The sequence below is a fragment of the Pseudoduganella sp. jia 9 genome, assembly GCF_055502615.1.
The window spans coordinates 204,894-228,820 of the sequence record NZ_JBUPWE010000004.1 but is presented as its reverse complement, the minus strand read 5'-3'; the positions used below and the strand labels follow the sequence as shown (position 1 = coordinate 228,820).

The 23,927-nt window shown below is 67.1% G+C and carries 25 protein-coding genes; 15 read left to right on the top strand and 10 right to left on the bottom strand.

Annotated elements, in window-relative coordinates; translation table 11 throughout:
* The first annotated feature begins 7 nt into the window (after positions 1 to 7).
* Together frc and ACY34H_RS05910 are read left to right on the top strand one after the other, a co-directional pair.
* The gene (gene frc, locus ACY34H_RS05915; protein ID WP_464976562.1) at positions 8 to 1,258 is read left to right on the top strand and encodes a formyl-CoA transferase; all 1,251 of its coding nucleotides are present in this window, start codon (positions 8 to 10) and stop codon (positions 1,256 to 1,258) included.
* A gap of 78 nt (positions 1,259 to 1,336) precedes the next feature.
* Positions 1,337 to 1,783 (top strand): PAS domain-containing protein, encoded by a 447-nt coding sequence (locus tag ACY34H_RS05910; RefSeq protein ID WP_464976561.1) that lies wholly within the window; start codon positions 1,337 to 1,339, stop codon positions 1,781 to 1,783.
* Between the two features lie 4 nt (positions 1,784 to 1,787).
* Here the strand turns inward: ACY34H_RS05910 and ACY34H_RS05905 are convergent, their stop codons facing one another.
* The gene (locus ACY34H_RS05905; RefSeq protein WP_464976560.1) at positions 1,788 to 2,669 is read right to left on the bottom strand and encodes a class I SAM-dependent methyltransferase; all 882 of its coding nucleotides are present in this window, start codon (positions 2,667 to 2,669) and stop codon (positions 1,788 to 1,790) included.
* Positions 2,670 to 2,893: 224 nt separating this feature from the next.
* Between ACY34H_RS05905 and ACY34H_RS05900 the strand changes: the two genes are divergently transcribed.
* From ACY34H_RS05900 to ACY34H_RS05865, 8 genes are read left to right on the top strand one after another with little or no spacing between them, the layout of a single operon-like run.
* Positions 2,894 to 3,649, top strand: a complete 756-nt coding sequence (locus ACY34H_RS05900; protein WP_464976559.1) for a GntR family transcriptional regulator — start codon at positions 2,894 to 2,896, stop codon at positions 3,647 to 3,649.
* Positions 3,650 to 3,660: 11 nt separating this feature from the next.
* A complete protein-coding gene (locus ACY34H_RS05895; RefSeq protein WP_464976558.1) occupies positions 3,661 to 5,385 on the top strand; it encodes a fumarate reductase/succinate dehydrogenase flavoprotein subunit in 1,725 nt (574 codons plus the stop codon).
* 10 nt (positions 5,386 to 5,395) lie between these two features.
* Entirely contained in the window at positions 5,396 to 5,629 is a 234-nt protein-coding gene (locus tag ACY34H_RS05890; protein ID WP_130186406.1) for a 4Fe-4S dicluster domain-containing protein, read from the top strand.
* A 30-nt stretch (positions 5,630 to 5,659) separates the two neighbouring features.
* The gene (locus tag ACY34H_RS05885; protein WP_464976557.1) at positions 5,660 to 7,057 is read left to right on the top strand and encodes an ABC transporter substrate-binding protein; all 1,398 of its coding nucleotides are present in this window, start codon (positions 5,660 to 5,662) and stop codon (positions 7,055 to 7,057) included.
* A 12-nt stretch (positions 7,058 to 7,069) separates the two neighbouring features.
* Positions 7,070 to 7,864 carry an ABC transporter permease gene (locus tag ACY34H_RS05880; protein WP_464976556.1) on the top strand — a complete coding sequence of 265 codons (795 nt, stop codon included), beginning with the start codon at positions 7,070 to 7,072 and terminating at the stop codon, positions 7,862 to 7,864.
* Entirely contained in the window at positions 7,861 to 8,742 is an 882-nt protein-coding gene (locus ACY34H_RS05875; RefSeq protein WP_464976555.1) for an ABC transporter ATP-binding protein, read from the top strand. The genes ACY34H_RS05880 and ACY34H_RS05875 overlap by 4 nt, the downstream gene beginning before the upstream one ends.
* A gap of 5 nt (positions 8,743 to 8,747) precedes the next feature.
* Positions 8,748 to 9,704, top strand: a complete 957-nt coding sequence (locus ACY34H_RS05870) for a HEAT repeat domain-containing protein (RefSeq protein ID WP_464976554.1) — start codon at positions 8,748 to 8,750, stop codon at positions 9,702 to 9,704.
* Positions 9,701 to 10,048, top strand: a complete 348-nt coding sequence (locus tag ACY34H_RS05865; protein ID WP_464976553.1) for a DUF971 domain-containing protein — start codon at positions 9,701 to 9,703, stop codon at positions 10,046 to 10,048. The genes ACY34H_RS05870 and ACY34H_RS05865 overlap by 4 nt, the downstream gene beginning before the upstream one ends.
* Here the strand turns inward: ACY34H_RS05865 and ACY34H_RS05860 are convergent.
* Positions 10,000 to 11,244: a DUF819 family protein gene (locus ACY34H_RS05860; RefSeq protein WP_464976552.1), complete on the bottom strand. Its 1,245-nt coding sequence runs from the start codon at positions 11,242 to 11,244 to the stop codon at positions 10,000 to 10,002. The genes ACY34H_RS05865 and ACY34H_RS05860 overlap by 49 nt on opposite strands.
* Before the next feature lie 150 nt (positions 11,245 to 11,394).
* Between ACY34H_RS05860 and ACY34H_RS05855 the strand changes: the two genes are divergently transcribed.
* Positions 11,395 to 11,853 carry a MarR family winged helix-turn-helix transcriptional regulator gene (locus ACY34H_RS05855; RefSeq protein ID WP_464976551.1) on the top strand — a complete coding sequence of 153 codons (459 nt, stop codon included), beginning with the start codon at positions 11,395 to 11,397 and terminating at the stop codon, positions 11,851 to 11,853.
* A gap of 8 nt (positions 11,854 to 11,861) precedes the next feature.
* Here ACY34H_RS05855 and ACY34H_RS05850 read toward each other — a convergent pair whose 3' ends face one another.
* The 3 genes from ACY34H_RS05850 to ACY34H_RS05840 are packed head-to-tail and all read right to left on the bottom strand — an operon-like array spanning position 11,862 to position 14,163.
* Positions 11,862 to 12,224 (bottom strand): DUF3325 domain-containing protein, encoded by a 363-nt coding sequence (locus ACY34H_RS05850; protein WP_464976550.1) that lies wholly within the window; start codon positions 12,222 to 12,224, stop codon positions 11,862 to 11,864.
* Complete coding sequence (locus tag ACY34H_RS05845; protein WP_464976549.1) at positions 12,221 to 13,834, bottom strand: PepSY-associated TM helix domain-containing protein; 1,614 nt, start codon at positions 13,832 to 13,834, stop codon at positions 12,221 to 12,223. The genes ACY34H_RS05850 and ACY34H_RS05845 overlap by 4 nt, the downstream gene beginning before the upstream one ends.
* Entirely contained in the window at positions 13,831 to 14,163 is a 333-nt protein-coding gene (locus tag ACY34H_RS05840; protein WP_464976548.1) for an iron transporter, read from the bottom strand. Before ACY34H_RS05840 ends, ACY34H_RS05845 begins: the two co-directional genes overlap by 4 nt.
* 222 nt (positions 14,164 to 14,385) lie before the next feature.
* Between ACY34H_RS05840 and ACY34H_RS05835 the strand changes: the two genes are divergently transcribed.
* Positions 14,386 to 15,114 carry a siderophore-interacting protein gene (locus tag ACY34H_RS05835; RefSeq protein WP_464976547.1) on the top strand — a complete coding sequence of 243 codons (729 nt, stop codon included), beginning with the start codon at positions 14,386 to 14,388 and terminating at the stop codon, positions 15,112 to 15,114.
* Here the strand turns inward: ACY34H_RS05835 and ACY34H_RS05830 are convergent.
* The 5 genes from ACY34H_RS05830 to ACY34H_RS05810 form a co-directional block, all read right to left on the bottom strand.
* The gene (locus tag ACY34H_RS05830) at positions 15,099 to 15,350 is read right to left on the bottom strand and encodes a hypothetical protein (RefSeq protein ID WP_464976546.1); all 252 of its coding nucleotides are present in this window, start codon (positions 15,348 to 15,350) and stop codon (positions 15,099 to 15,101) included. The two genes, ACY34H_RS05835 and ACY34H_RS05830, sit on opposite strands and share 16 nt — an antisense overlap.
* Positions 15,351 to 15,548: 198 nt before the next feature.
* Entirely contained in the window at positions 15,549 to 16,646 is a 1,098-nt protein-coding gene (locus tag ACY34H_RS05825) for a porin (protein WP_464976545.1), read from the bottom strand.
* Between the two features lie 119 nt (positions 16,647 to 16,765).
* Complete coding sequence (locus tag ACY34H_RS05820; RefSeq protein ID WP_464976544.1) at positions 16,766 to 18,076, bottom strand: gallate dioxygenase; 1,311 nt, start codon at positions 18,074 to 18,076, stop codon at positions 16,766 to 16,768.
* A gap of 51 nt (positions 18,077 to 18,127) precedes the next feature.
* Positions 18,128 to 19,459: an MFS transporter gene (locus ACY34H_RS05815; protein WP_464976543.1), complete on the bottom strand. Its 1,332-nt coding sequence runs from the start codon at positions 19,457 to 19,459 to the stop codon at positions 18,128 to 18,130.
* Between the two features lie 211 nt (positions 19,460 to 19,670).
* The gene (locus tag ACY34H_RS05810) at positions 19,671 to 20,921 is read right to left on the bottom strand and encodes a LysR family transcriptional regulator (protein WP_464976542.1); all 1,251 of its coding nucleotides are present in this window, start codon (positions 20,919 to 20,921) and stop codon (positions 19,671 to 19,673) included.
* 127 nt (positions 20,922 to 21,048) lie between these two features.
* On the opposite strand from ACY34H_RS05810, the gene ACY34H_RS05805 reads away from it, so the two are divergent.
* Genes ACY34H_RS05805 through ligK form a run of 3 tightly spaced genes read left to right on the top strand, consistent with a single transcriptional unit; the run spans position 21,049 to position 23,919 of the window.
* A complete protein-coding gene (locus tag ACY34H_RS05805) occupies positions 21,049 to 22,164 on the top strand; it encodes a 4-oxalomesaconate tautomerase (RefSeq protein ID WP_464976541.1) in 1,116 nt (371 codons plus the stop codon).
* 28 nt (positions 22,165 to 22,192) lie between these two features.
* Positions 22,193 to 23,218, top strand: coding sequence for an amidohydrolase family protein (locus ACY34H_RS05800; RefSeq protein WP_464976656.1), 1,026 nt, complete (start codon positions 22,193 to 22,195; stop codon positions 23,216 to 23,218).
* A 17-nt stretch (positions 23,219 to 23,235) separates the two neighbouring features.
* Positions 23,236 to 23,919: a 4-carboxy-4-hydroxy-2-oxoadipate aldolase/oxaloacetate decarboxylase gene (ligK, locus tag ACY34H_RS05795; protein WP_464976655.1), complete on the top strand. Its 684-nt coding sequence runs from the start codon at positions 23,236 to 23,238 to the stop codon at positions 23,917 to 23,919.
* Positions 23,920 to 23,927: the final 8 nt, after the last annotated feature.

Genomic DNA, 23,927 nt, shown 5'->3' with positions numbered 1-23,927 from the left:
CTGCACCATGAGCAAGCCATTGGAAGGCATCAAGATCATCGACTTCACCCACGTCCAGGCAGGCCCCGCCTGCACCCAGATGCTGGCCTGGTTCGGCGCCGACGTGATCAAGGTGGAGCGGCCGGGCGCGGGCGACGTCACCCGTTCGCAGTTGCGCGACATTCCCGGCGTCGATGCGCTGTACTTCACCATGTTGAACAGTAACAAGCGCTCGCTGACGCTCGACACCAAGACGGCCGACGGGAAAGAAATCCTGACGAAGCTGATCAAGGAATCCGACGTGCTGGTGGAGAACTTCGGCCCCGGCGCGCTGGACCGCATGGGCTTCACGTGGGAGCACATCCGCGAGCTGAATCCCGGCATGATCGTGGCGTCGGTGAAGGGCTTCAGTGACGGCCACCATTACGAGGACCTGAAGGTGTACGAAAACGTCGCCCAGTGTGCCGGCGGCGCGGCATCCACCACCGGTTTCGACGACGGCCCGCCGACCGTCAGCGCCGCCGCGTTGGGCGACAGCAATACCGGCATGCACCTGGCCATCGGCATCCTGACGGCGCTGCGTTCGCGCGATGTCACGGGCCGCGGCCAGAAGGTGGCGGTATCGATGCAGGACAGCGTGCTGAACCTGTGCCGCGTGAAGCTGCGCGACCAGCAGCGCCTGGACCGCGTGGGCTACCTGGAAGAATATCCGCAGTACCCGCACGGTTCGTTCTCCGACGTGGTGCCGCGCGGCGGCAATGCCGGCGGCGGCGGCCAGCCGGGCTGGGTGCTCAAGTGCAAGGGCTGGGAAACCGATCCGAACGCGTATATCTACTTCACGATCCAGGGCCATGCCTGGGCACCGATCTGCCGCGCGATCGGCAAGGAAGAGTGGATCGACGATCCCGCCTACATGACGGCGCAGGCGCGCCAGGACAAGATCTTCGACATCTTCGGCACCATCGAGGAATGGCTGAAGGACAAGACCAAGTTCGAGGCGGTGGACGTGCTGCGCAAGTTCGACATTCCATGCTCGCCCGTGCTGTCGATGAAGGAGCTCGCCAACGATCCGTCGCTGCGCGCCAGCGGCACGATCGCCGAGGTGGACCACAAGGAGCGCGGCAAGTACCTGACCGTCGGCAGCCCGATCAAGTTCTCGGACCTGAAGGTGGAGATCAAGGGCTCGCCGCTGCTGGGCGAACATACCGACGAGATCCTCGAGTCGCTCGGCTACAGCCAGAATCAGATCGCGGCGCTCCACGAACAGCGCGTCGTCTGACCCCGGGTCGGCTTTTTCGGTTCTTCCCGTTCGCGCGCCCGCCAGAAGCGGGTGCGCATTTTTCATTCAGGAGCCCACATGACCACCGAAATCGACTTCGAACAGCTGGTGCGCGGCATCGGCGACGGCGTCATCGTCTGCGATGCGGCCGGCGCGATCACGTTCTGGAACGATGCCGCCACCCGCATCTTCGGCTTCACGGCGGGCGACGCGCTCGGCCAGTCGCTCGACCTGATCATTCCCGAACGCCAGCGGCAGCGCCACTGGGATGGTTATCACAAGACGGCGGCCACCGGCGAAACGCGCTACGGCAACGACCTGCTGCGCGTGCCCGCGCTGCACAAGGAAGGCAAGCCTCTGTCGATCGCGTTCACCGTGGCCATGCTGTACAACGCCGCAGGCGAAGTGGCGTCGGTGATCGCCGTGGTGCGCGACGATACCGCGCGCTGGAGTGAGGAGCGGGCCTTGCGGGCCCGCGTGCGCGAACTGGGAGCGGCCGCGCGCAGCGAGCCGGTCGCCTCCTGACGGATCACGGCGCCGTGGCGGTGACGTCCCAGCACGCCGCCGTGAAGCGCACCGTGTCGCCGTCGACGAACGGGGCGAAGGCCGCCACGGCCTGCGGCACGATCGCCGCCCGGGCGGCGGCATCGAGCTGGGGCAGCGCGCGGCCCACGGGGCCCATCATCGTCGCGTAGCGGGCCAGCTCGCGCTGCGCGAACGCGCACGGCACATCGCGCGGCGCGATGCGGATATCGCGCCAGCCAGCACCGGCGAGAATGCGTTGCACGCGCTCCGCATCGGCAAACGCGAACTGCCCGGGGTCGTCCGGCTTGCGGGGCGGCGGCGCCGGCAACTTCGCGCCCACCGCCTGCTCGGCGGCCGTCATGAACGGATTCTCCTCGGCACTGCGCCACGCGAAAAAGCGCAGCGTGCCGCCGCTGCGCGCCGCATGCCGCAGGTTCGCAAAGGCAGCCACCGGGTCGTCGAAGAACATCACGCCGAAGCGGGACACGAGCGCGTCGAAGCTGGCCGGCGCGAAGGCGTACTGCCGGGCATCCGCGCACACGAAATCGGCCGGCACGCCCCCGGCGGCGGCGGTGTCACGCGCCACGGCGATCATCGGCGCCGAGATGTCGATGCCGGTGGCGGCGCCCGTGCGGCGCGCCAGCGCGAGCGTGGTGCCGCCGGTGCCGCAGCCCACGTCCAGCACCCGCTGGCCGGTGTCGACATCCTCGACCAGCAGGGTTTCGATATTGCGGAACATATCGTCGAGCGTTTCGCGCAGGTCGACCCAGGCGTTGCCGCCAGTGGTATTCCACAGTTCTGCCTGAGAGGCTGGCTGAAAAGCGGGCTGAGAAGCTGGCTGAGAAGCTGGCTGAGAAGCTGGCTGAGAAGCGGGGACTGCATCCATCGTGGCCTCCTTCATCGGGTGACCCGCCATCATGCCACGCTGGCGCGGTCCGGCGAGCCAGGCTGCGCACGCGCCGCATATCGATATACCGCAAGCGCCTGAGGCGCTTCCCGCATTAGCAAAACCGAAACGATTCGTTTCCACGTCCTGGGCCCGTCGATACCATCCTTGCATCGTCATCACCTGTCATGACAGGGAAAACCAGACATGCAAGGACACCGCACATGACCCCTTTCCGGGCCCTCGAATCCTCCGCCGCGCCGCTGTACTCGCAAGTGCGCGAACGCCTGCGCGAGCGGATCGCCGACGGTACCTACGAGCCCGAGTCGCGCCTGCCGGCCGAGAGCGAGATCGGCGCAATCTTCAGCGTCAGCCGCATCACGGTGCGCCAGGCGCTGGCCGACCTGCAGCACGAAGGCCTGATCGTCAAGGTACCCGGCAAGGGCACCTTCGTGGCCCAGCCCAGGCCGAGCCAGGACCTGGCGCGGCTGGAAGGCTTCGGCGAGGCAATGTCGCGCCGCGGGCATACCGTCGTCAACCGCGTGCTCAGCCACCTGACGGTGCCGGCCGAAGCCCACGTGGCCAGCCGGCTGCAGGTGCCGGCCAGCGCGCGGGTCACCGAGATCCGCCGCGTGCGGCACGTCGACGACGCGCCGGTGTCATATGAGATCACCTACCTGCCGACCCGCATCGGCGACCGGCTGCGCGGCGAGAACCTGGCCGAACGCGACATCTTCCTGATCCTGGAAGCGGATTACGGCCTGGCGCTGTCGCATGCGGACATCCAGATCGGCGCCATCGCCGCCGACGCCGGGCTGGCGGCGGCACTGGACCTGGCGCCGGGCACCGCGCTGCTGCGGATCGAACGCCTGACCTGGACGGCCGATGGCATTCCGCTCGATTTCGAGTACCTGTACGTGCGCGGCGACGCCTTCCAGTACACGCTGCGCCTGCCGCGCCGCACCCCGACAACCACCTAGGAAAAATGAATATGGAGACAATCGAACAGACCGTCGACGTGCTCGTCATCGGCGGCGGCACCGCCGGGCCGATGGCCGCCGTGAAGGCGAAGGAAGCCAATCCTGCCCTGCGCGTGCTGCTGCTGGAGAAGGCCAACGTCAAGCGCAGCGGCGCCATCTCGATGGGCATGGATGGCCTGAACAACGCCGTGGTGCCGGGCTTTGCCACGCCCGAGCAGTACGTGAAGGAAATCACGGTCGCCAACGACGGCATCGTCAACCAGAAAACCGTGATGGCCTACGCCCGGAACAGCTACGCGATGATCGAGGAGCTGGATCGCTGGGGCGTGCGCTTCGAGAAGGACGAAACGGGCGACTACGCGATGCGCAAGGTGCACCACATGGGCACCTACGTGCTGCCGATGCCGGAAGGGCACGACATCAAGAAGGTGCTGTACCGCCGCCTGAAGCGCACCCGCGTCGAGATCACCAACCGCCTGGTGGCCACGCGCCTGCTGCTGGCGGAAGACGGCAGCATTGCCGGCGCGATGGCGTTCGACTGCCGCACCGCCGACTTCCACGTGATCCGCGCGAAGTCGGTCGTGCTGGCCACCGGCGCGGCCGGCCGGCTGGGATTGCCGGCCTCGGGCTACCTGTTCGGCACCTATGAAAACCCGACCAACGCGGGCGACGGCTACAGCATGGCGTACCACGCCGGCGCGGAACTGTCGGGCATCGAGTGCTTCCAGATCAATCCCCTGATCAAGGACTACAACGGCCCGTCGTGCGCCTACGTCACCGGCCCGTTCGGCGGCCACACCACCAATGCAAAGGAAGAGCGCTTCATCGAATGCGACTACTGGAGCGGCCAGATGATGCAGGAATTCTATAACGAACTGCAGGGCGGCAACGGCCCCGTGTTCCTGAAGCTGAACCACCTGGCCGAGGAAACCATCCAGACGATCGAAACGATCCTGCACACCAACGAACGCCCGAGCCGCGGCCGCTTCCACGACGGCCGCGGCACCGACTACCGCCAGCAGATGGTGGAGATGCACATCTCGGAGATCGGCCTGTGCAGCGGCCACTCGGCTTCCGGCGTATGGGTCGACGAGAATGCCCGTACCACCGTCGCCGGCCTGCATGCCGCCGGCGACCTGGCCTGCGTGCCGCACAACTACATGCTGGGCGCCTTCGTGTACGGCAAGCTGGCCGGCGAGAGCGCGGCGGCCTACTGCGCCGGGCACGAGCTGCCGGCCGTCGACGAAGCGCAGGTGGAGGCGGAACGCCAGCGTGTATGGGCACCGCTGCAGCGCGAAGATGGCCTGCCGCCGAACCAGGTCGAGTACAAGCTGCGCCGCATGGTCAACGATTACCTGCAGCCGCCGAAAGTCACGAAAAAGATGGAGATCGGCCTGCAGCGCTTCGAATCGATCCGCCAGGACCTCGACCGCATCCAGGCGCGCAATCCGCATGAACTGATGCGCGCGATGGAAGTGCATGCGATCCGCGACTGCGCCGAGATGGCGGCGCGCGCCTCGCTGTATCGCACCGAGAGCCGCTGGGGCCTGTACCACAACCGTGTCGACTACCCGCAGCGCAACGACCAGGAGTGGTTCGTGCACGTACAGCTGCAGAAGCAGGATGGACTGATGACCTGCTTCAAGCGCGCCATCGAGCCGTACATCGTGCCGCTCGACGACGAAGAAAAAACCGCATACCAACGCCTGCGGGTTGCACAACCGCTGGCCGCCTGAAGGAGAAGCAATGCCCACCACGATCAACATCACCAGCGTGCCAGTCACCGTGGACGCCGACAAGTGCATCGCCCACAAGGGCTGCACCGTCTGCGTGGACGTATGCCCGCTCGACGTCCTCGCCATCGACCTGTCGAAGGGCACGGCGTACATGAAGTTCGACGAATGCTGGTACTGCATGCCGTGCGAGAAGGATTGCCCCACCGGCGCGGTGCACGTCGATATCCCCTACCTGTTGCGCTGATTTTTGCCATAGCTTCTTGGAGAACAAAAAATGAAATTGTCCAGAACCCTGATCGGTGTTTCCCTGCTCGTGGCATTTAGTGGCGCCAGCGCCGAAACGATCCGCGTCGCCATCGGCACGCAGGACACCACGATCAACTGCGCCACCGGCGGCCTGCTGATCCGCGAGTTGAACCTGCTGCAGAAATACCTGCCGAAGGATGGCAAGTACAAGGATGCAAAGTACGACATCGTGTGGAAGAACTTCACGTCCGGCGCACCGCTGACCAACGAGATGGTGGCCGGCAAGCTCGATATCGGCTCGATGGCCGACTTCCCCGGCTCGTTCAACGGTGCCGCGCACCAGAAGGCCGGCAAGAAAAGCATCTTCATCACCGTGCTGTCCGGCAGCACGCTCGGTTCCGGCAATGGCATCGTCGTGCCGAAAGGCTCGAGCGTGCAGTCGCTGGCCGAGTTGAAGGGCAAGACCATCTCGGTGCCGTTCGCATCGACCGCGCACGGCATGCTGCTGCGGGCCGTGAAGGCGCAGGGCTGGGATCCGGAAAAGGACGTCAACATCACCACCCAGGCGCCCGAAATCGCCGGCTCGGCCCTGCAGAGCAACAAGATCGAAGCGCATGCCGACTTCGTGCCGTTCGCCGAGCTGTTCCCGCACCGCGGCTACGCCCGCAAGATCTTCGACGGCTCGCAGGCCAAGGCGCCCACGCTGCACGGCAGCCTGGTCGATTCGGCCTATGCGAAGAAATATCCGGAGATCGTGGTGGCCTACCTGCGCGCCGCGCTGGAAGCGGACCGGCTGATCGCCGCCGAGCCGGAAAAATACAGCGAACTGATCGCCAAGGTGACCGGCATCGAGGCCGAAGTCAATTACCTGTTCCATGGCCCGGTCGGATTGCAGACGCGCGACTTCACGTGGAAGCCGGAGTACCGGCAGGCCGTGGCCACGTCGATCGAGACGCTGCGCCTGCTCAAGCGCACCGAAAGCGACATCGACGTGAACAGCTTCATCGACGACTCCTACCTGCGCACTGCCTTCAGGCAGGCGAACCTGGATTACGACAAGGCGCTGAAAAACTACGCCAAGCTGCCGCTTTCCGCCAAGGATGCGGTGACCGGCAAGCCGATCGCCGACGTCAAGCAGCTCACGCAGATCTGGGTGCAGGGCGAGCCGCTGGTGCGCCACTACGCGAACGCCGGCACGGCATTCGCCGAGCTGCGCAAGCTGGAGCAGGGCGGCAGGAAGGTGCGCACTGTATATGCGCACGACCAGGGCAGCGGCTTGAAGTTGCTGGCGGCCGATGCGTGGTTCGTCGTCAAGGGCAAGGACGTCGGTGCCTTCCTGCTGAAGGCCGATGCCGATGCCTGGTCGAAGAAGAACGGCGGCCAGGTCGTGGATTACGGCAGGCTCAAAGCCGGCACTACGATCTGACGGGACGCCATCGTGAACACGACCGCATCGAAAATCCTGCGCGGCGTCGTCGGGCTGCTGTCGATCGCCGCCTGCGTGGCGGCCTGGCAGTGGGCTGCGTCGCGGCACGTCGACTTCGGGCTCGTCACGTTCCAGAACGTGCCGGCGCCAAGCGACGTGGTGGTGGCGGCGAAGGACCTGGTCGAATCGCCGAAACTGTCGCAGCACCTGTCGGCCAGCGTGTACCGGGTGTTTGCCGGCTTTGCCGGCGCGGCGCTGGCCGGCATCCTGCTGGGCCTCGTCATCGGGCGCTCGCGCTGGGTCGAAGACGTGCTGATGCCGCCGCTGGAAGTGCTGCGGCCGATCCCCGCCGTGGCGTGGATTCCACTGGCGATCCTGATGTTCCCGTCGTCGGAAGCGTCGATGGTGTTCATCACCTTCATCGGCGCGCTGTTCCCGATCCTGCTGAACACGATCCATGGCGTGGAAGCGGTCGACCAGCGGCTGGTTGCCTCGGCGCGCAGCCTTGGAGCGGGGCGCTGGAGCATCTTCGCCGAAGTGATCCTGCCGGCCGCCGCGCCCAGCATCGTTACCGGGCTGGCGATCGGCATGGGCACCGCGTGGTTCTGCCTGGTGACGGCCGAGATGATCTCCGGGCAGTTCGGCATCGGCTATTACACGTGGGCGTCGTACACGATCCAGAACTATCCGGAAATCGTGGTGGGCATGCTGTTCATCGGCGCCATCGGCATGGGCAGCAGCGTGCTGGTGAAGAAGATCGGCAACCTGTTCCTGCCGTGGTACCTGATGACGAGGACGAAATCATGAACCGCATTTCAGCAATCGAAGAACGCGCACTGCGCAGTGATGCCAACCCTGGGGCGCTGGGCGGCATCGACATCGATCATCTCACCATCCGCCTGGGGCAGGGAAAGCAGGCTTTCGATGCCGTGCAGGACGTGTCGCTGCAGATACGGCCCGGTGAATTCGTCTGCGTGCTGGGGCCGTCCGGCTGCGGCAAGTCGACGCTGCTGGGCGGGCTGGCCGGGCACTGGCAGCCGAGCGGCGGCACCATCCGCGTCGATGGCGATACCGTGTCCGGGCCGCACCCGGACCGCGGCCTGGTGTTCCAGCACCACACGCTGTTCCCGTGGAAGAAGGTGCTCGACAACGTGGCGTTCGGCCTGAAGATGAAGGGCGTCGGCCGCGCCGAACGGCATCGGCGCGCGCGCGAGATGCTGCAGCTCGTCGGCCTGGAAGGCTTCGAGGACCGCTACCCGGTGCAGCTTTCCGGCGGCATGCAGCAGCGGGTGGAAATCGCCCGCGTGCTGATCAACGGCCCGCGCGTGATGCTGATGGACGAACCGTTCGGAGCCCTCGACGCGCAAACACGCCTGAAGATGCAGGAACTGCTGCTGGACGTGTGGGGCCGGGTGAAGACGACGATCGTGTTCATCACGCACGACATCGACGAAGCGCTGTTCCTGGCCGACCGCATCCTGGTGATGAGCCCCCGCCCGGGCCGCATCATCGACGAGATCCGGCTCGATTTCCCGCGGCCGCGCAGCGCCGACCTGGTGACGTCGCCGCAGTTCACCGCCTATAAACGCCATTGCCTGGCACTGCTGCACCCGCACGCGAACATCGTGCCGCTCGACCGCCTGAGCCCACTGGGCCCTGCCGGGCCTCATCATGCACAAGGATAACAAGAATGACCGATTACAACGACCCTGAAATGGCGCAGATCGCCGAACGGCTGCGCGAGCCGGATGCCACCGTGCGGCGCATTGCCGTGCTGGCGCTGGCCGACTTCGACGGCGACGAACACTTGCCGCTGCTGGTCGATGCGCTGGCCGATACCGCGGCGGAGGTGCGTGCCGAAGCGGCCCGGGCGCTGGAAGCGTTCGAGACGCCGGACAGCGTGGCCGGCGTGGCGAAACTGCTCGACGATGACGACGAGGACGTGCGCGATGCCGCCGCGCAAAGCCTGGCGCAGTTGAAACTGGCCGCGTCGGCCGTTGCGCTGCTGCCATACCTTGCCAGCGGCGACAGTTTTGTCCGGGCCGCCGCACTGCGTGCCGTACGCGAACTGCGGGCACCGGAAACGGCCGCGCCGGCGCTGGCCGCGCTGGACGACGCCGATCCGCTGGTGCGGCGCGAAGCGGTGTCCGTGCTGGGCTGGCTGAAGCACGCCGAAGCCTTGCCGGCGCTGACGGAACTGGCCACCGGCGACCCGCACTCCGACGTGCGCCGGGCCGCCGTGGGCGCACTGGGCGCCGCCACCGACGAAACCGTGCTGCCGGCGCTGCTGTCCGCGCTGCGCGACGCTGCCTGGCAGGTGCGCGAGGAGGCCGCTGCTACGCTGGGCAAGCTGCGCCTGCAGGGCGCCGCCGCGGCGCTGATCGCCGCGCTGGACGACCCGTACTGGCAGGTGCGCCTGCGCGCCGCGCGCAGCCTGGGCCGCCTGCGCAGCGCCGATGCGCTGCCCGCGCTGATCGCCGCGCTGGCGCACACGATCAGCAACCTGCGCAAGGAAGCCGCACTGGCGCTGGGCGAGATCGCTTCGCCGCTGGCGCTGCCCGCACTGCGCGAGGCGGCCAACGACCCGGACCCGGAAGTGCGCAAGTCGGCGCGGCTGGCGCTCCAGCAGACCGAGGCGGCGGCATGAGCAGGGAGCACATTGAAGCCATCGAGAACCGGATGCGCGCCGGCATCCTGGCCGTGCGCTGGGCCGGCGGCGGCGAGCATGCCTTCACGCACGCCGAACTGCGCGCCGCCTGCCCCTGCTCCGAATGCCGCGCGCTGCGGCGTGCCGGCCGCATCGTCGAAGCAGCGCCGGAAGTGCGGCTGACCGTCATCGAACCGGCCGGCACCAATGCGCTGAACCTCGGCTTCAGCGATGGGCATGCGCGGGGCATCTACCCGTTCGCGCTGCTGGCGGAACTGGCTGCCCGCAGCCCGCGTCAGGTCGCCAGCGCGCGCAGTATCAGCCCCGTGATGTACGCACAGTAGGTACCGAGCGCGTAGCCGAGGACCGCCAGCAGCACGCCGACCGGCGCCAGCGCCGGGTGGAAGGCGCTGGCCACGACCGGCGCGGAGGCGGCACCGCCGACGTTGGCCTGCGATCCCACCGCCATGAAGAACAGCGGCGCGCGGATCAGCTTTGCCACCAGCAGCAGCAGGCCGCCGTGCACGCAGATCCAGATCAGGCCGAGCAGGAACAGCCATGGCCGCTCGACCAGGGCGGACAGGTCCATCTGCATGCCGATCGTCGCCACCAGGAAGTACACCATGGCCGAACCGATGGTCGAGGCGCCGGCGCCTTCGAGGTTGCGCGCCCGGGTAAAACTGAGCAGCAGGCCGAACGTGGTGGCGAAGACGACCATCCAGAAGAAGGCCGACGTCAGGCTGTAGTCCTTCAGGTTCCATTCGGCCGGCAGGCTGCCGATCCATTGCAGCACCGGGCCGGTCAGCGCGTGCGACAGGCCGGAAACGCCGAGGCCCACGGCCAGGACGATCATCACATCGGCCAGCGATGGGATGCGCGCATGCGTGGCCTGGTAGCGTTCGATGCGCGCCTTGACGGCGTTGATCGCGGAAAGGTCTGCACCGGTCCAGCGGTCGAACGCATCGGAACGGCCGGCCAGGAACAGCAGCACGGCCGTCCAGATGTTGGCGACTAGCACGTCGACGGCGACGAACTGGCCGAACACGTTGGCATCGACCTCGAATACTTCCTTCATCGCCGCCTGGTTGGCGCCGCCGCCGATCCAGGCACCGGTGATCGTGGTCAGGCCGCGCCACGTTTCGCCGGCCACGGTTTCCGGATGGATGAGGCGCATCGCTTCGAACGACACGACCGCGCCCAGCATGATGCCGGCGGTACCGGTCAGGAACATGATCAGCGCCTTCGGGCCGAGCCGCACGATGGCGCCGAAATCGGTGGCGATGCACAGCAGCACCAGCGCGCCGGGCAGCAGGTAGTCGCGTGCCATCGGATACAGCTTCGAATGGCTGCCGTCGATGATGCCGAGCGTGTTGAGGATGGCCGGAATCAGGTAGCACAGCAACAGCGCGGGCACGTAGGTGTAGATCTTTTTCCAGATGCCGTCGGTGCGCGAGGACGTCCAGAAGACGAGGCCGAGGATGGTGGCGAGTATGCCGAGCACGACGGCATCGTTGGTAACGAGGGGAAGGCTGGTCTGCATGGAATTGTTATCAGGTTGTCGTGGCTTCGGCGGTGGCGCCCGGGTAGGGCACCGGCAAAGGCGCTGCCTTGCGGACTGTGTCCGCGAGCAACGGCATTCTACAGGCGTCGCGGCGCGGTATACTCAAGTCGCCCACTACTACCGACCACCATGGCACCAACCAGCGACAAGCCCGCCGACAGCGCCAGCGCCGTCTTCGACGCGATCCACGAAATCATGCACCTGTATCGCGCGCAGCAATACCGCGCGCTGCGCGACGGGCCGCACGACATCACGCACATGGAGGCGAAGGTGCTCGGCTATTTTGCCCGGCACCCTGGCGCAACGCAGAGCGACCTGATGGCGCACTCCGCCCGCGACAAGGCGCAGCTGGCGCGCCTGGTGCGCGGCTTGCGGGACAAGGGATGGCTGGAAGCCACCGTGGACGAAGCGGACCGCCGCAGCACGCGGCTGCACGTGACGGAGGAGGGCAGGGCGATCGCGCGCAGCCTGCAGCGGGAGGGCGACCAGCTGGCACGGGTGGCCGCCGCCGGCCTCGATGACGCGGAGCGCCGGCAGTTGCTGGCACTGCTCGAGAAAGTGCGCGTCACCATTGACGCGCAGGAGTAAGGCTGCCGTCAGCGCAGGACCAAGGCCAGCGTGGCGGTCGCGCAGGCCACGACCGCGGCGCCGGCTGCCGAGTGGCGTGCATGCTGCGCGGCGTAGGTCATCACCGCCACCGAGCCCCATGCCGCCACCGACAGCACGCCGCACCACAGCACGATCGCCTGCCCCGTGTCATGGACCGCCAGGCAGCACCACAATGAAACGGCCAGCGCGGCGCCGCCGCCCAGTTGCAGCATGCGGCGCAGCCCCGGCGCCGGCATGCTGCCGCGCCCGTGGATGGCTTCCCAGTGCCGGTCCATGGCCAGGCCCAGGCCGCCGAAGCCTGCTGCCGCCGCGCCTAGTGCGGCTATGGTGAAGAAGATGGCGGCGCTCATGCGTTGCTCCCGGCGAGTTCAGGTTCGGATTTCGGAGTGGCCCTGGCGCCTTTCTGCGCCCTGGTCTTGCCCAGGTAGTGGCTGCTGTACAGCAGGAAGGCGCCCAGCAGCAGGACCACGATGTCGAAGCCGGCCACCGGCCACAGGCCCTGCGCGATGGCGGTACCGAGATGCGCGCCGCCGGTCAGGCCGTTCAGCAGCGGCAGCAGGGCGAACGCCAGGCCGCCGAGCGCCAGCTGGATGCGCCACATCGGCCGCCCCGTTTTCACCAGCGCGGCAAGGGCGGCGATGCCCCAGGCCGTGAAGAACCAGCGGATTTCCGCTTCCGGCCGCTGCGCGATGCCCGTTTCGATCAACCGGTTGGCCCAGAAATACACCGCCATCGCCAGCGGCAGGCCGGCCACGGCGCCGATGTTCAGGCCATCGACCAGGCGCAGGCTGAAGCCGATCTTGCCGGCATGGGCCTTCAGGTGCTTCGGCCGTTCCTTCACGGCCCACAGCAGCAGGCCGGTGGCCACCATCAGGCAGCCGGCCAGGCCGCAGATGAAGAACAGCCAGCGCATAAACGAATCGCCGAAGCGGGCCACGTGCAGGCCGTACATCACGCCGCGGGTATCCTTGGCGGCGCCGCTGTGTTCGGCCGGCGCCGATGCCACGCGGCCGGTCACGCCGTCGAAGACGATGGTCGGCACGTCGTAATTGATGGCGTGGCCGGTCTGCTGCGTGATCGAGACGGTGGCATTGGCGTCGTTCGGGAAGGCGACCGTCACGCGGCCGACCGGTGCGCCGTTCCACGCGCGGCTGGCCTGCTCGACCATCGGCGCCAGCGGTGCCAGCGGCGCATGCTGGCGGGCCGCCCTGGCGTCCGACGGCGGGCTGTTGAACAGTTCGGAGAAGAAGGTTTCCTGCTTGTCCTGGTAGACCGCCTGTATGCCCTGGGGGAAGTACATGAACATCAGCGTCAGCAGGCCGGTGTACGTGATCATCAGGTGGTAGGGCAGCGCCAGCACGGCGGAAACGTTGTGGAAATCGAGCCACGAGCGCTGGCCCTTCTTCGGCCGGAACGTGAAGAAGTCCTTGAAGATGCGCTTGTGCGTGACGATGCCGGACAGGATTGCCACCAGCATGAACATGGCGCAGAAGCCGACGATCCAGCGGCCCCAGATCGCCGGCATGTAGTGCAGGTCGAAGTGCAGGCGGTACAGGAATTCCCCGCCGCGCGTCTCGCGCGGTGCCGACAGTTCGGCGCCCGTGGCCGGGTCCAGCGTCAGGCTCTTGAAGTTGCGGCGGCGGCCGCCGCCTTCGCCCGGCGGCGGCTTGGCGTTGTAGCTGACGCGCAGGCCGGGCTCGCGCTCGGTCGGCAGCGTGATGAACCAGCGCTGCGCTGCCGGCGCCTTGGCCTGCAGCGTTTCGACGGCATTGGCCACCGCCGCTGCCTGCGGCACCGCGGCATGCGCCACGCCGTGCAGCTCGGGCTTCATCCACAGCGTGATCTCGTCGCGGAAGTAGCTGGCCGTGCCAGCCGCGAACACCATGAACAGCACCCAGCCGACCAGCAGGCCGGACCAGGTGTGCAGCCATGCCATCGACTGGCGGATTCCCTCTTTCATGCGGCCCCCTTCGACAGCAGCAGGATGGCGGCCGGCAGCGCGCCGGCGACCAGCAGGCCGCCGATGGCGCGCCGCGCGGAGCGGGCGCCGAAGCACCACATCGCCGCGCACGGATAGATCGCCAGCGCGGCCATCGTTCCCGTCAGTGCCGCTTCCACGCGCACGGTTGGCAGGGCCAGCGCCAGCGCCGCCGCCCACGCGGCGGACAGCGCATAGCCGCCGAGGATCGCGGCCAGCGCGCGCACGCCCACGCCGGCGCGGTAGCGCCAGCCGGGGCCGGATTTCCTGGGTTTGGCGGCCGGAGGCGCCATCGGTGATTGTGCTTGCATGGCTGGCTTGTCGAGTGGCGCGCGGCGTCGGGATGACGTGACGGGCATGCGGATCTTTCGGGGGAAGGGAGTAAATACAAATGAGAACGATTCTCAATTATGGCAAAATCGGAACAGATGCGCAAGGCTGAAAACAAGGGACTGGAAATCCTGGGAATTGGTTGACATGGTCAACCAATGGCGCGCAGAATAGGGGACTTTATCAACTAATCGGAGTGGCTGATGGAAGCAGGCAGGGAAACCGCAAGCCGGGTGCAGCGCGTGCGCCACGAACTGAAACGGCGCGAGGTCGAGGTGGCGAAGGTGGCGCCGCTCGGCGCGCACTTCGTGGCGGTCACATTCCGCGGCGAGGAACTGGCGGACTTCGTCTCCGCATCGTTCGACGATCATGTGAAGTTCATGTTCGAGGATGGAACGGGAGAGGCGATTCGCCGCGACTACACGCCGCGCCGTTACGACCGCGCGGCGCGCGAGCTGACCATCGAATTCGCGCTGCACGGCGAGGGCAAGGCGTCGGCCTGGGCACGGCAGGCCGCCGCCGGCCAGCGCGCGGCCATCGGCGGACCACGCGGCTCGATGATCATCCCGGCCGACTATGGCTGGCACCTGCTGGCCGGCGACGCCGCCGCGCTGCCGGCGATCCGGCGCCGCATGGAAGAGCTGCCGGCCGGCGTGCGCGCGATCGTCGTTATCGCCGGTGGCGATGACGTGCAGCTCGCCAGCGCCGCCCAGTTCGACGTGTGGCAGGTCGCCGACGGCGCAGCGCTGGTGGAAGCAATCCGCGCGATGCCGCTACCCGGCGAGGATGCGTTCGTGTGGTTTGGCGGCGAGGCATCGATCGCCGCGCAGGTGCGCGACGTGGTGCATGGGGAAAAAGGTTTTCCGCGCGGCGCCAGCCGGATTTCGGCGTACTGGAAGCAGGGCGCTTCCGATCATCACGAGGACTTGTAAAGCTGCGGCGCTACGCCAACCAGGTCGGCAGCGGCGGCCGGCAGCTTGCCGTGCGCATGGCGCCCGAAGCGTGGCCCGGCCAGCACGCGCATCGCCACTTCGCGCGGCACGCCGCACTTCAGCATGAATTCCAGTGCCGGCGTGACGCCATCGGCCAGCGATACCTTCACGCCCGTGTCGACGCATTGCGCCGTGCGCCAGTCGGCACGGGCTTCGTCGCAGACTGTGTCTTTCATGGCAGCCTCCGTGGTGTCCGGTTGCAGCCATCATATCAAGACTACGATTTGAAGCGCTTACTTCAGAAATTACTTTAACTTTTGGCAGATGGCTGAGTCGCGCAGGCACAACGCGGCGGGAATGCCGGCGCGATTGCAGACCGGTGTCGGACGTTCTTCGGGTGTCCGACACCAATGCCGCCAACGCGGCGGGGCGGCTTAGAACGAGTGCTTGATGCCGGTGATGATGCCGGTCTGCCCCATGCCGGCGCCGACGGAACCCCCGGCGGAGAGGGCGACGGCGGCGGTGCCGTCGTTGTCCAGCCGGCCGCCGGCGATGTAGACGGCGGTGCGCGTCGACAGCAGATACGTGGCGCGGAGCAGGGCCTGCTTCGTGTCGTTGCCGGTGGCGCGGTAGTCGAGCTTGCCGACCTGGCCGTCGATCGTCAGCAGCGGCGTCACGTTGTAGGCGGCGCCCAGGTAGTACAGGCGGCTCTTCGGCTGCGTGGCCGAGCCTTCGTTGTCGCGCAGCAGCACGCCGCCGCCCACTTTCCAGTCGGCGCCTTTCACCAGGCCGCCCACGTGCAGGCGGCTGTCGGTCTTGTCGCTCGTGTTCAGGCCATTGGCCGCCGTCGGGCTGCCGTGGATCCGGTCGTAGGCGACGACGACCGCCCAGGTGGGGCGGTCATAGCGCAGCAGTGCCGACCATTCGCGGCAGGCTTGCGCATCGGTGGCCGATTCGCCGGCGCAGTTCGTGCCGGAGGCGCCGCCCGCGGCCGACGTGTCGCGTCCCAGGCTGTACGTCGCGCCCACCGTCACACCGTTGAACGTGCCCTTGTAGGCGATGGAATTGTCGCTGCGGCCGTTCGGCACCGCCGGATCGAGGGCGCCCAGCCCGTATTGCGACGGCCCGAACACGTCGACGTCGAACGACGACACGTACAGCATGTTGTAGTTGCGGCCGATCGTCACTTGCCCCCAGCTGCCGGCCAGGCCGACCCAGGCCTGCCGGCCGAACAGCCGCCCGCCCTGGTTGATGGTGCCGGAATCGGGCGCGAAGCCGTTCTCCAGCGTGAAGATGGCTTTCAGGCCGCCGCCCAGGTCTTCCGAGCCCTTGAAGCCGATACGCGACGGGAACATGCCGCCGCCCAGGCTCGGGCTGCGCGTGACGCCGTTGCCGGCCGCGTCCGCGTTGGTGTAGTGCTCGACGGCCCCGTCGATCAGTCCATAGACCGAAATCGAACTCTGCGCCAGCGCCGGCAACGCGGCGGCCATCGTGCAAGCCGCGACGGCGGTGGCGATCAGGGTTTTTTTCATGCTGTCTCCTCGAATGAATCGGATGGTTGTTTGTGCGGGATGAGCGGTGCCGCGTCCCGGCCGAAAGGGACGGCGCCGCGAATGGCAGGGGAGCGGGCCGCAGGCCCGCGGCGGGAAAATCAGGACTTCGGCTTGTTCCAGTCGGCGTCCTTGGCGGAGCCGCCTACCGAATACAGCGCCTGCGTGTTGCGCGTTTTCTGGAATGCCTCCAGCGTTTCGCCGCGCATCGCCGCGTAGATATGCAGGTTGGAGACGCCGACGTCCGCGCCCAGCTTCTCGAGCAGGAAGAAGATCACGCCGTAGCGGATCATCGCCTGCCAGTCGCGCGCGGCGATCATCTTCCGCTCCACATCGGTCAGGCCGGCCTCGTCGTACGTCGCTTCGGGCGCTTCCTTGAAGCGGGCGCGGAATTCCGGCTTGATCAGCTGGTGCAGGTACTTGTTGATGCGGTAGGCACGCGAACTGGTCTCCAGCGTGAACGGATAGGTGCCTTCCAGCTCCTCGGCGCCCCTGGTCTGGTGCGCGATGTGCTCGCGATGCCTTTCGATGGCGCGCCGGTGCAGCGCCGGGTCGACCGCCACGGCGTTCTCGTAGATCGATACGGCGATGCCGGTCATCGACGGCAGGTAGTACTCGCGGTGCAGGCAGTTGACCTTGCCGGCCATCGCGCCGCGCATGATCATCCACATCACCACTTCGGCGCTTTCCCAGCCGCCCAGGCGAGCGAAGTCGGCATGCGTCAGGTCCAGCAGCGCTTCCGGGTCGGCTTCGAACATGTCGAGGAAGCGGCTGTCCCATTCTGTGCTGTTGAAGCCCGCGCGTTCGCCGTGCACCTGGTGCGACAGGCCGCCGGTGGCCACGATGGCTACGTCCAGGTCTTCCGGGAAGCTTTCGATGGCGCGGCGCAGTGCCTGGCCCAGCTTGTAGCAGCGCCGACCGGACGGCACCGGGAACTGCAGCACGCCGACCTGCAGCGGCACGATGCTGCCGGGCCATGCACTGGGTCCTTGCTTGCCGTCGTGCGGCCACATGATCGACAGCGGCGAGAAGCAGCCGTGGTCGAGCGGCTTGTCCTGGAAGAACGACATGTCGAATTCATCGGCCATCAGCGACTGGCCGATGTGCTGCGCCAGCCCGGTATGGCCGGCGATCGCCGGCAGGTCGCGCGCACCGCCGCCCTCGTCGGCCGGCCTGTACTCGTTGCCGATGCCCAGTGCGAACGCCGAATAGTGGTCGAAGAAGAACGACGTCACGTGATCGTTGAAGATCATCAGCAGCACGTCGGGCTTCTTTTCCGCCAGCCATTGCTGCACCGGTTCGTAGGCCTTGAAGATGGGAGCCCAGACGGCGTCGTGCTGCTTGTTCGCATCCAGCGCGAAGCCGATCGTGGGGGTATGGGAAGACGCGATCGCGCCGATGATGTTAGCCATGGTTAGTATTCCATTACAGTGGTTCAGGCCAGCAGGGGCAGGACAATCAGGTCAGGCAACTGCCTGGCGTTTCCTGCCCAGCGTGGCCGCGATGATCGCAATGGCGGCAAGGGTTGCCGGAATCGCCAGGATCGAGATGACGGACGAGAAGCCCCAGCCCATCGTCAGCAGCATGCCGCCCAGGAAGGAGCCGGAAATGCTGCCGAAGCGGCCGATGCCCAACATCCAGCTGACCCCGGTGGCACGCACCGCGGTCGGATAGCAGGACGGCGCGAAGGCGTTCATGCCGGTCTGGGCGCCGCTCATGCAGAAGCCGGCCAGCAGCACGAACACGGCGAACAGCAACGATTCCACGCTGGAGGATGCCAGCATCAGGATGAAGGCGGCGCCGCCGATATAGGCGGTGGCGATCACCCTGTTCGGCACCCAGCGGTCCATGAAGTAGCCGACGAACAGCGCCCCCACGGTGCCGCCCAGCTGGAACAGCGCGGTGATGTTGGCGGCGCGCTCGATCGGCAGGCCGGCATCCTTGATCAGTGTCGGCAGCCAGCCGCTCAGCAGGTAGATCACCAGCAGGCCCATGAAGTAGGTGGCCCACAGCGACACCGTGGTTTTCCGGAACTGTGCCGACAGCAGTGCCTTGGCCGGCGCCGCTTCCTTCACGGCCTGCTCGCTGTTCGTGTAGGCGGCGGCTTGCGGAATGTCGTTGCCGCAGACGCGGCGCAGCGTGCGGGCAATGCGCTCGGCCGGGAATTTCCTGGTGACGAGGAACTGCGTCGATTCCGGCACCAGCCACAGATAGAACGGCAGGCAGGCCAGCGGAATCGCGCCGCCCACCATCAGCACCATGCGCCAGCCGTGGTCGGGCAGGATCGCGGCGGCGCCGAAGCCCACCAGCGCGGAGCCCAGGTTGAAACCGGTGAACATCACCGCCAGCAGCGTGCTGCGCGATTTCTCGGGCAGGTATTCGGACAGCAGCGTGGTCGTCGTCGGCATCGCCGCGCCCAGGCCCAGGCCGGTGAGGAAGCGCAGTACCGATAAGGTAATCACATCGGTAGCGAAGCCGCACATCAGGCTGAACAGGCCAAAGCAGAAAATGGCCGACATCAGCAGCTTCTTGCGGCCATAACGGTCCGACAGCGGGCCGACCAGCAGCGCGCCGATGGCCAGGCCGATCGGCGCGGCGCTCATCACCACGCCGAAGGCCGCTTTCGAAATGCCCCATTCCTTCGTGATGGCCGGTGCGAGGAAGCCCATGATGGCCACGTCCATGCCATCGGTTGCCACGATGAGGAAGCACAGCACCAGCAGCAGCCACTGGTAGCCGCTCATGGGGCGGCTGTTGATGGTTGCCCGGACGTCGAGCGATTGTACGGTATTCATTAAGTCTCCAATTGGTAAGCACCTGTTCTGGTCGGGCAGCGCGTGTGGCGGCGCGAACGTGCCCGGTAATGCCATCCGTGAATATCAGGCATCACCGCAAGACAAGTGTACGTTTTGGAGTTGCCGCAAGTATTGCCTTTACCTGCCGCTGCGTTGCAATCTGCTTATCGGCATCGCGAAAGCAGGTAAAGAAATGTAAAGCGCGGGGAGGTCAGCGCCAGCGCGCGGCGCAGGTGTCGATCTCGTCCAGCAGCGCATTGGCACCCGGCGACAGGTGGGCGCCGCGCCGGGTGATCAGGCCGATGCGGCGTTCCAGGCCGGCCATATCGTAGGGCAGCACCGCCAGCTGGCCGGTGGCGATTTCATGGTGCAGCTGGTGCGCGGACAGCACCGTCAGCATGTCGCTGTCCACCAGCAGGCCGCGCAGCAGGGCCAGGTCGCCGGTTTCCACGGCCGGCTGCGGTGGCGCCACGCCGCGACCGCGGAAGAATGCTTCCAGCGATTCGCGCAGCGGCGTGCCGGCGCGCGACAGCACCCACGGATAGCCCGCCAGGTCGGTATCCGTCACGCGGCGCCTGCCGGCAAGCGGATGGCCGCGCCGCGCCAGCAGCGCCACGCGGTCCTCGATCAAGACGCGGTCCTCGAACGCATCGCCGGCGCCCGAGCGCAGCGCGCCGACGATGAAGTCGACGCGGCCCGACAGCAACCCGGCCGTCAACTCTTCGTAGGGGCTTTCCAGCGAGCGGATGCGCAGGCGCGGGTGCTTCTGCAGCACGGCCGCGATCGCGCCCGGCAGCAGTTGCGAGCGCGCCAGCGGCAGTGCGCCCACGGTGACGACGCCTTCCACCACGCCGGCCAGCGCGGCGATATCTTCCGGAATGTGGCGCAATTCGGCCAGCACCCGTTCGAAGCGCTCCACCCAGCGGCGCCCCGCATCGGTGGGCACCATGCCGTGCGCGGTGCGCAGGAACAGCGGCTGGCCCAGCATGTCCTCCAGCCGCGCGATCGCCTGGCTGACCGCCGACTGCGACGTGCCCATCGCATGGGCCACCGTGGGCATGTGGTGCACTTCGGCCAGCAGCGCGGCGGCCTGCAGCCGGCGCTCGTTCAGCAATGCCTCGATACCGCCGACATTGCCACCGGCATTGCCACCGGCATTGCCATCCCGGGCCGCCGCCTTTTCCCGGCTCCTGTCGCGCATGCGCACCGCGTCGTCGCGCACCTCGCGCAACTCCGTTTCAATGCGGTCGGCGCGCAGTTTCGCCAGCTGGCCGGCCGCCGTCAGCAGCATGCCGCGGCCCTTGCGTTCGAACAGCAGCACGCCGAGGCTCGTCTCCAGCGCGGTGACGGAACGCGCCACCGCCGACGAGGCACGGAACAGCGCATCGGAAGAGCGCCGGATGCCGCCAGTGGCGGCAACGACGGAAAACGCGTGCAGGTGACGCAGGCTGACCAGGGGCATCGAAGCAGACCGGGAGGAGGGCGATAAGAGAATTAGAACAAAACGCCGGGCACAACGCAACCACGCGGCAGGCGCCGCCACGGATACTGGGCACATGACATCCCGACAGCCATTCGCTCCACCCACCATGGAATACGCTCCCTCCGACCTGCGCGCCGTACCCTGCATGCTGATGCGCGGCGGCACCTCGCGCGGCCCGTTCTTCGTCGAAGCCGACCTGCCGGCCGACCCGGTCCTGCGCGACAAGCTGCTGCTGGCCGCGCTGGGCTCGCCCGATCCGCGCCAGATCGATGGCCTGGGCGGCGCGCATCCGCTGACCAGCAAGGTCGGCATCGTGCGCCGCAGTACCACGCCGGGTGTGGACCTCGACTTCCTGTTCGCCCAGCTGCAGCCGGACAGCGACACGGTGGACGTGACGCCCAACTGCGGCAACATGCTGGCCGCGGTGCTGCCGTTCGCGCTGGAACGGGGCCTGCTGCCGATTGGTAACGGAACGGGGCACGGCAAGGGCAACGGCACGACCACCGCGCGCATCCTCACGCTGAATACGGGCATGCAGTGCGACGTGACCGTGCCCACGCCGGCCGGACGCCTGCAGTACAAGGGCGCCACGCGCATCGACGGCGTGCCCGGCACTGCGGCTCCCGTCAGCATCGAGTTCCTCGACACGGCCGGTTCGGTCTGCCCGGCGCTGCTGCCGAGCGGCCGCCCGCTCGACCATGTCGACGTGCCCGGCATCGGCACCGTCGCGGCAACGCTGATCGACAACGGCATGCCGATGGTGCTGGTGCGTGCCGCCGATTTCGGCATCGCCGGAGACGAAAGCGCGGCATGCCTGAACGGCCACGCGGCCCTGAAGGACAAGCTCGAAGCGCTCCGCCTCGCTTGCGGTCCGCTGATGGGGCTGGGCGACGTGAAGGCAAAGAACTACCCGAAGATGTGCCTCGTGGCGCCTGCCGCGGCGGGCGGCACGATCGCCACGCGCTGCTTCATTCCCCATGTCTGCCACGACTCGATCGGCGTGCTGGCCGCCGTCACCGTGGCCACCGCCTGCGTGCTGGACGGCACGATCGCGCAGGGCATCGCCAGCGTGCCGGCCGGCCGCACGAAGGCGGTGTCGGTCGAACACCCGACGGGCGAATTCTCCGTCGAGCTGGACGTCGACGGCCAGCAGGTTACCCGCGCGGCACTGCTGCGCACCGCCCGTCCGATCATGCGCGGCGAAGTATTGATACCGGAATAACAACCAGGAACACCGAATGAAACAGCCACTGATCATCGACTGCCACGGCCATTACACGACGGCGCCCAAGGCGCTGGAGAACTGGCGCAACCTGCAGGTCGCCAACCTGAATACGCCGGAGCTGGGGCCGCGCGTGTCGGATCTGAAGATCTCCGACGACGAACTGCGCGAAACGATCGAATCCAACCAGCTGCGCCTGATGAAGGAGCGCGGCTCTGACCTGACGATCTTCTCGCCCCGCGCCAGCTTCATGGCGCACCACATCGGCGACTTCAACACCAGCGCCACCTGGGCGGCGATCTGCAACGAACTGTGCGCACGCGTGGCGCAGCTGTTCCCGGAGCACTTCGCGACGGAGGCGATGCTGCCGCAGTCGCCCGGCGTCGATCCGGCCACCTGCATCCCGGAGCTGGAAAAATGCGTCAAGGAATACGGCGCCGTGGGCCTGAACCTGAACCCGGATCCATCCGGCGGCCACTGGACGGCGCCGCCGCTGTCGGACCGCCACTGGTACCCCATCTACGAGAAGATGGTGGAATACGACATGCCGGCGATGATCCACGTGTCGACCAGCTGCAACGCGTGTTTCCACACCACCGGCGCGCACTACCTGAACGCCGACACCACGGCCTTCATGCAATGCCTGACCAGCGACCTGTTCAAGGATTTCCCCACGCTGAAATTCCTGATCCCGCACGGCGGCGGCGCGGTGCCGTATCACTGGGGCCGCTTCCGCGGCCTGGCGCAGGAAATGAAGAAGCCGCCGCTGGCCGAACACCTGCTGAACAACATCTTCTTCGACACCTGCGTGTACCACCAGCCGGGTATCGACCTGCTGACGAAGGTGATCCCCGCGAAAAACGTGCTGTTCGCTTCCGAGATGATCGGCGCCGTGCGCGGCATCGACCCGGAAACCGGCAACTACTACGACGACACGAAACGCTACATCCAGGCCGCCAATCTGACCGACGAGGAACGCTTTGCGATCTTCGAAGGCAATGCGCGCCGCGTATTCCCGCGCCTGGATGCGCAATTGAACAACAGAGGACAATGAAGATGACCACACCAACGATGAACCAGATGGGTATCGTCAGGCGCAACATCGAGCGCGCCGACCCGGCGGCCGTCGAGCAACTGGCCAGATTCGGCAGCGCCACCGTGCACGAGGCGATGGGCCGCGTGGGCCTGCTGAAACCCACTATGCGGCCGGTCTGGCAGGGTGCCGAAGCGACCGGCACCGCTGTGACCGTGCTGCTGCATCCCGGCGACAACTGGATGATGCACGTGGTGGCCGAGCAGATCCAGCCGGGCGATATCGTGGTGGCCGCCATCACGGCCGACTGCACCGATGGCTACTTCGGCGACCTGCTGGCCACCAGCTTCCAGGCGCGCGGCGCGAAGGCACTGGTGATCGATGCCGGCGTGCGCGACGTGAAGTTCCTGCGCGAGATGGGTTTCCCCGTGTGGAGCAAGTGCATCAGCGCCAAGGGCTGCATCAAGTCGACGCTGGGCTCCGTCAACATCCCGGTGGTGTGCGCCGGTGCGCTGGTGCATCCTGGCGACGTGATCGTGGCCGATGAAGACGGCGTCGTTGTCGTGCCGGCGGCCGATGCCGCGCGCGTGGCGGCCGTGGCGCAGAAGCGCGAAGACCTGGAAGGCGAAAAGCGCGCGAAGCTTGCCGGCGGCGTGCTGGGGCTGGACATGTACGGGATGCGCGAGCCGCTGGCCGCGGCAGGCCTGAAATATATCGACTAGGCTGCGAA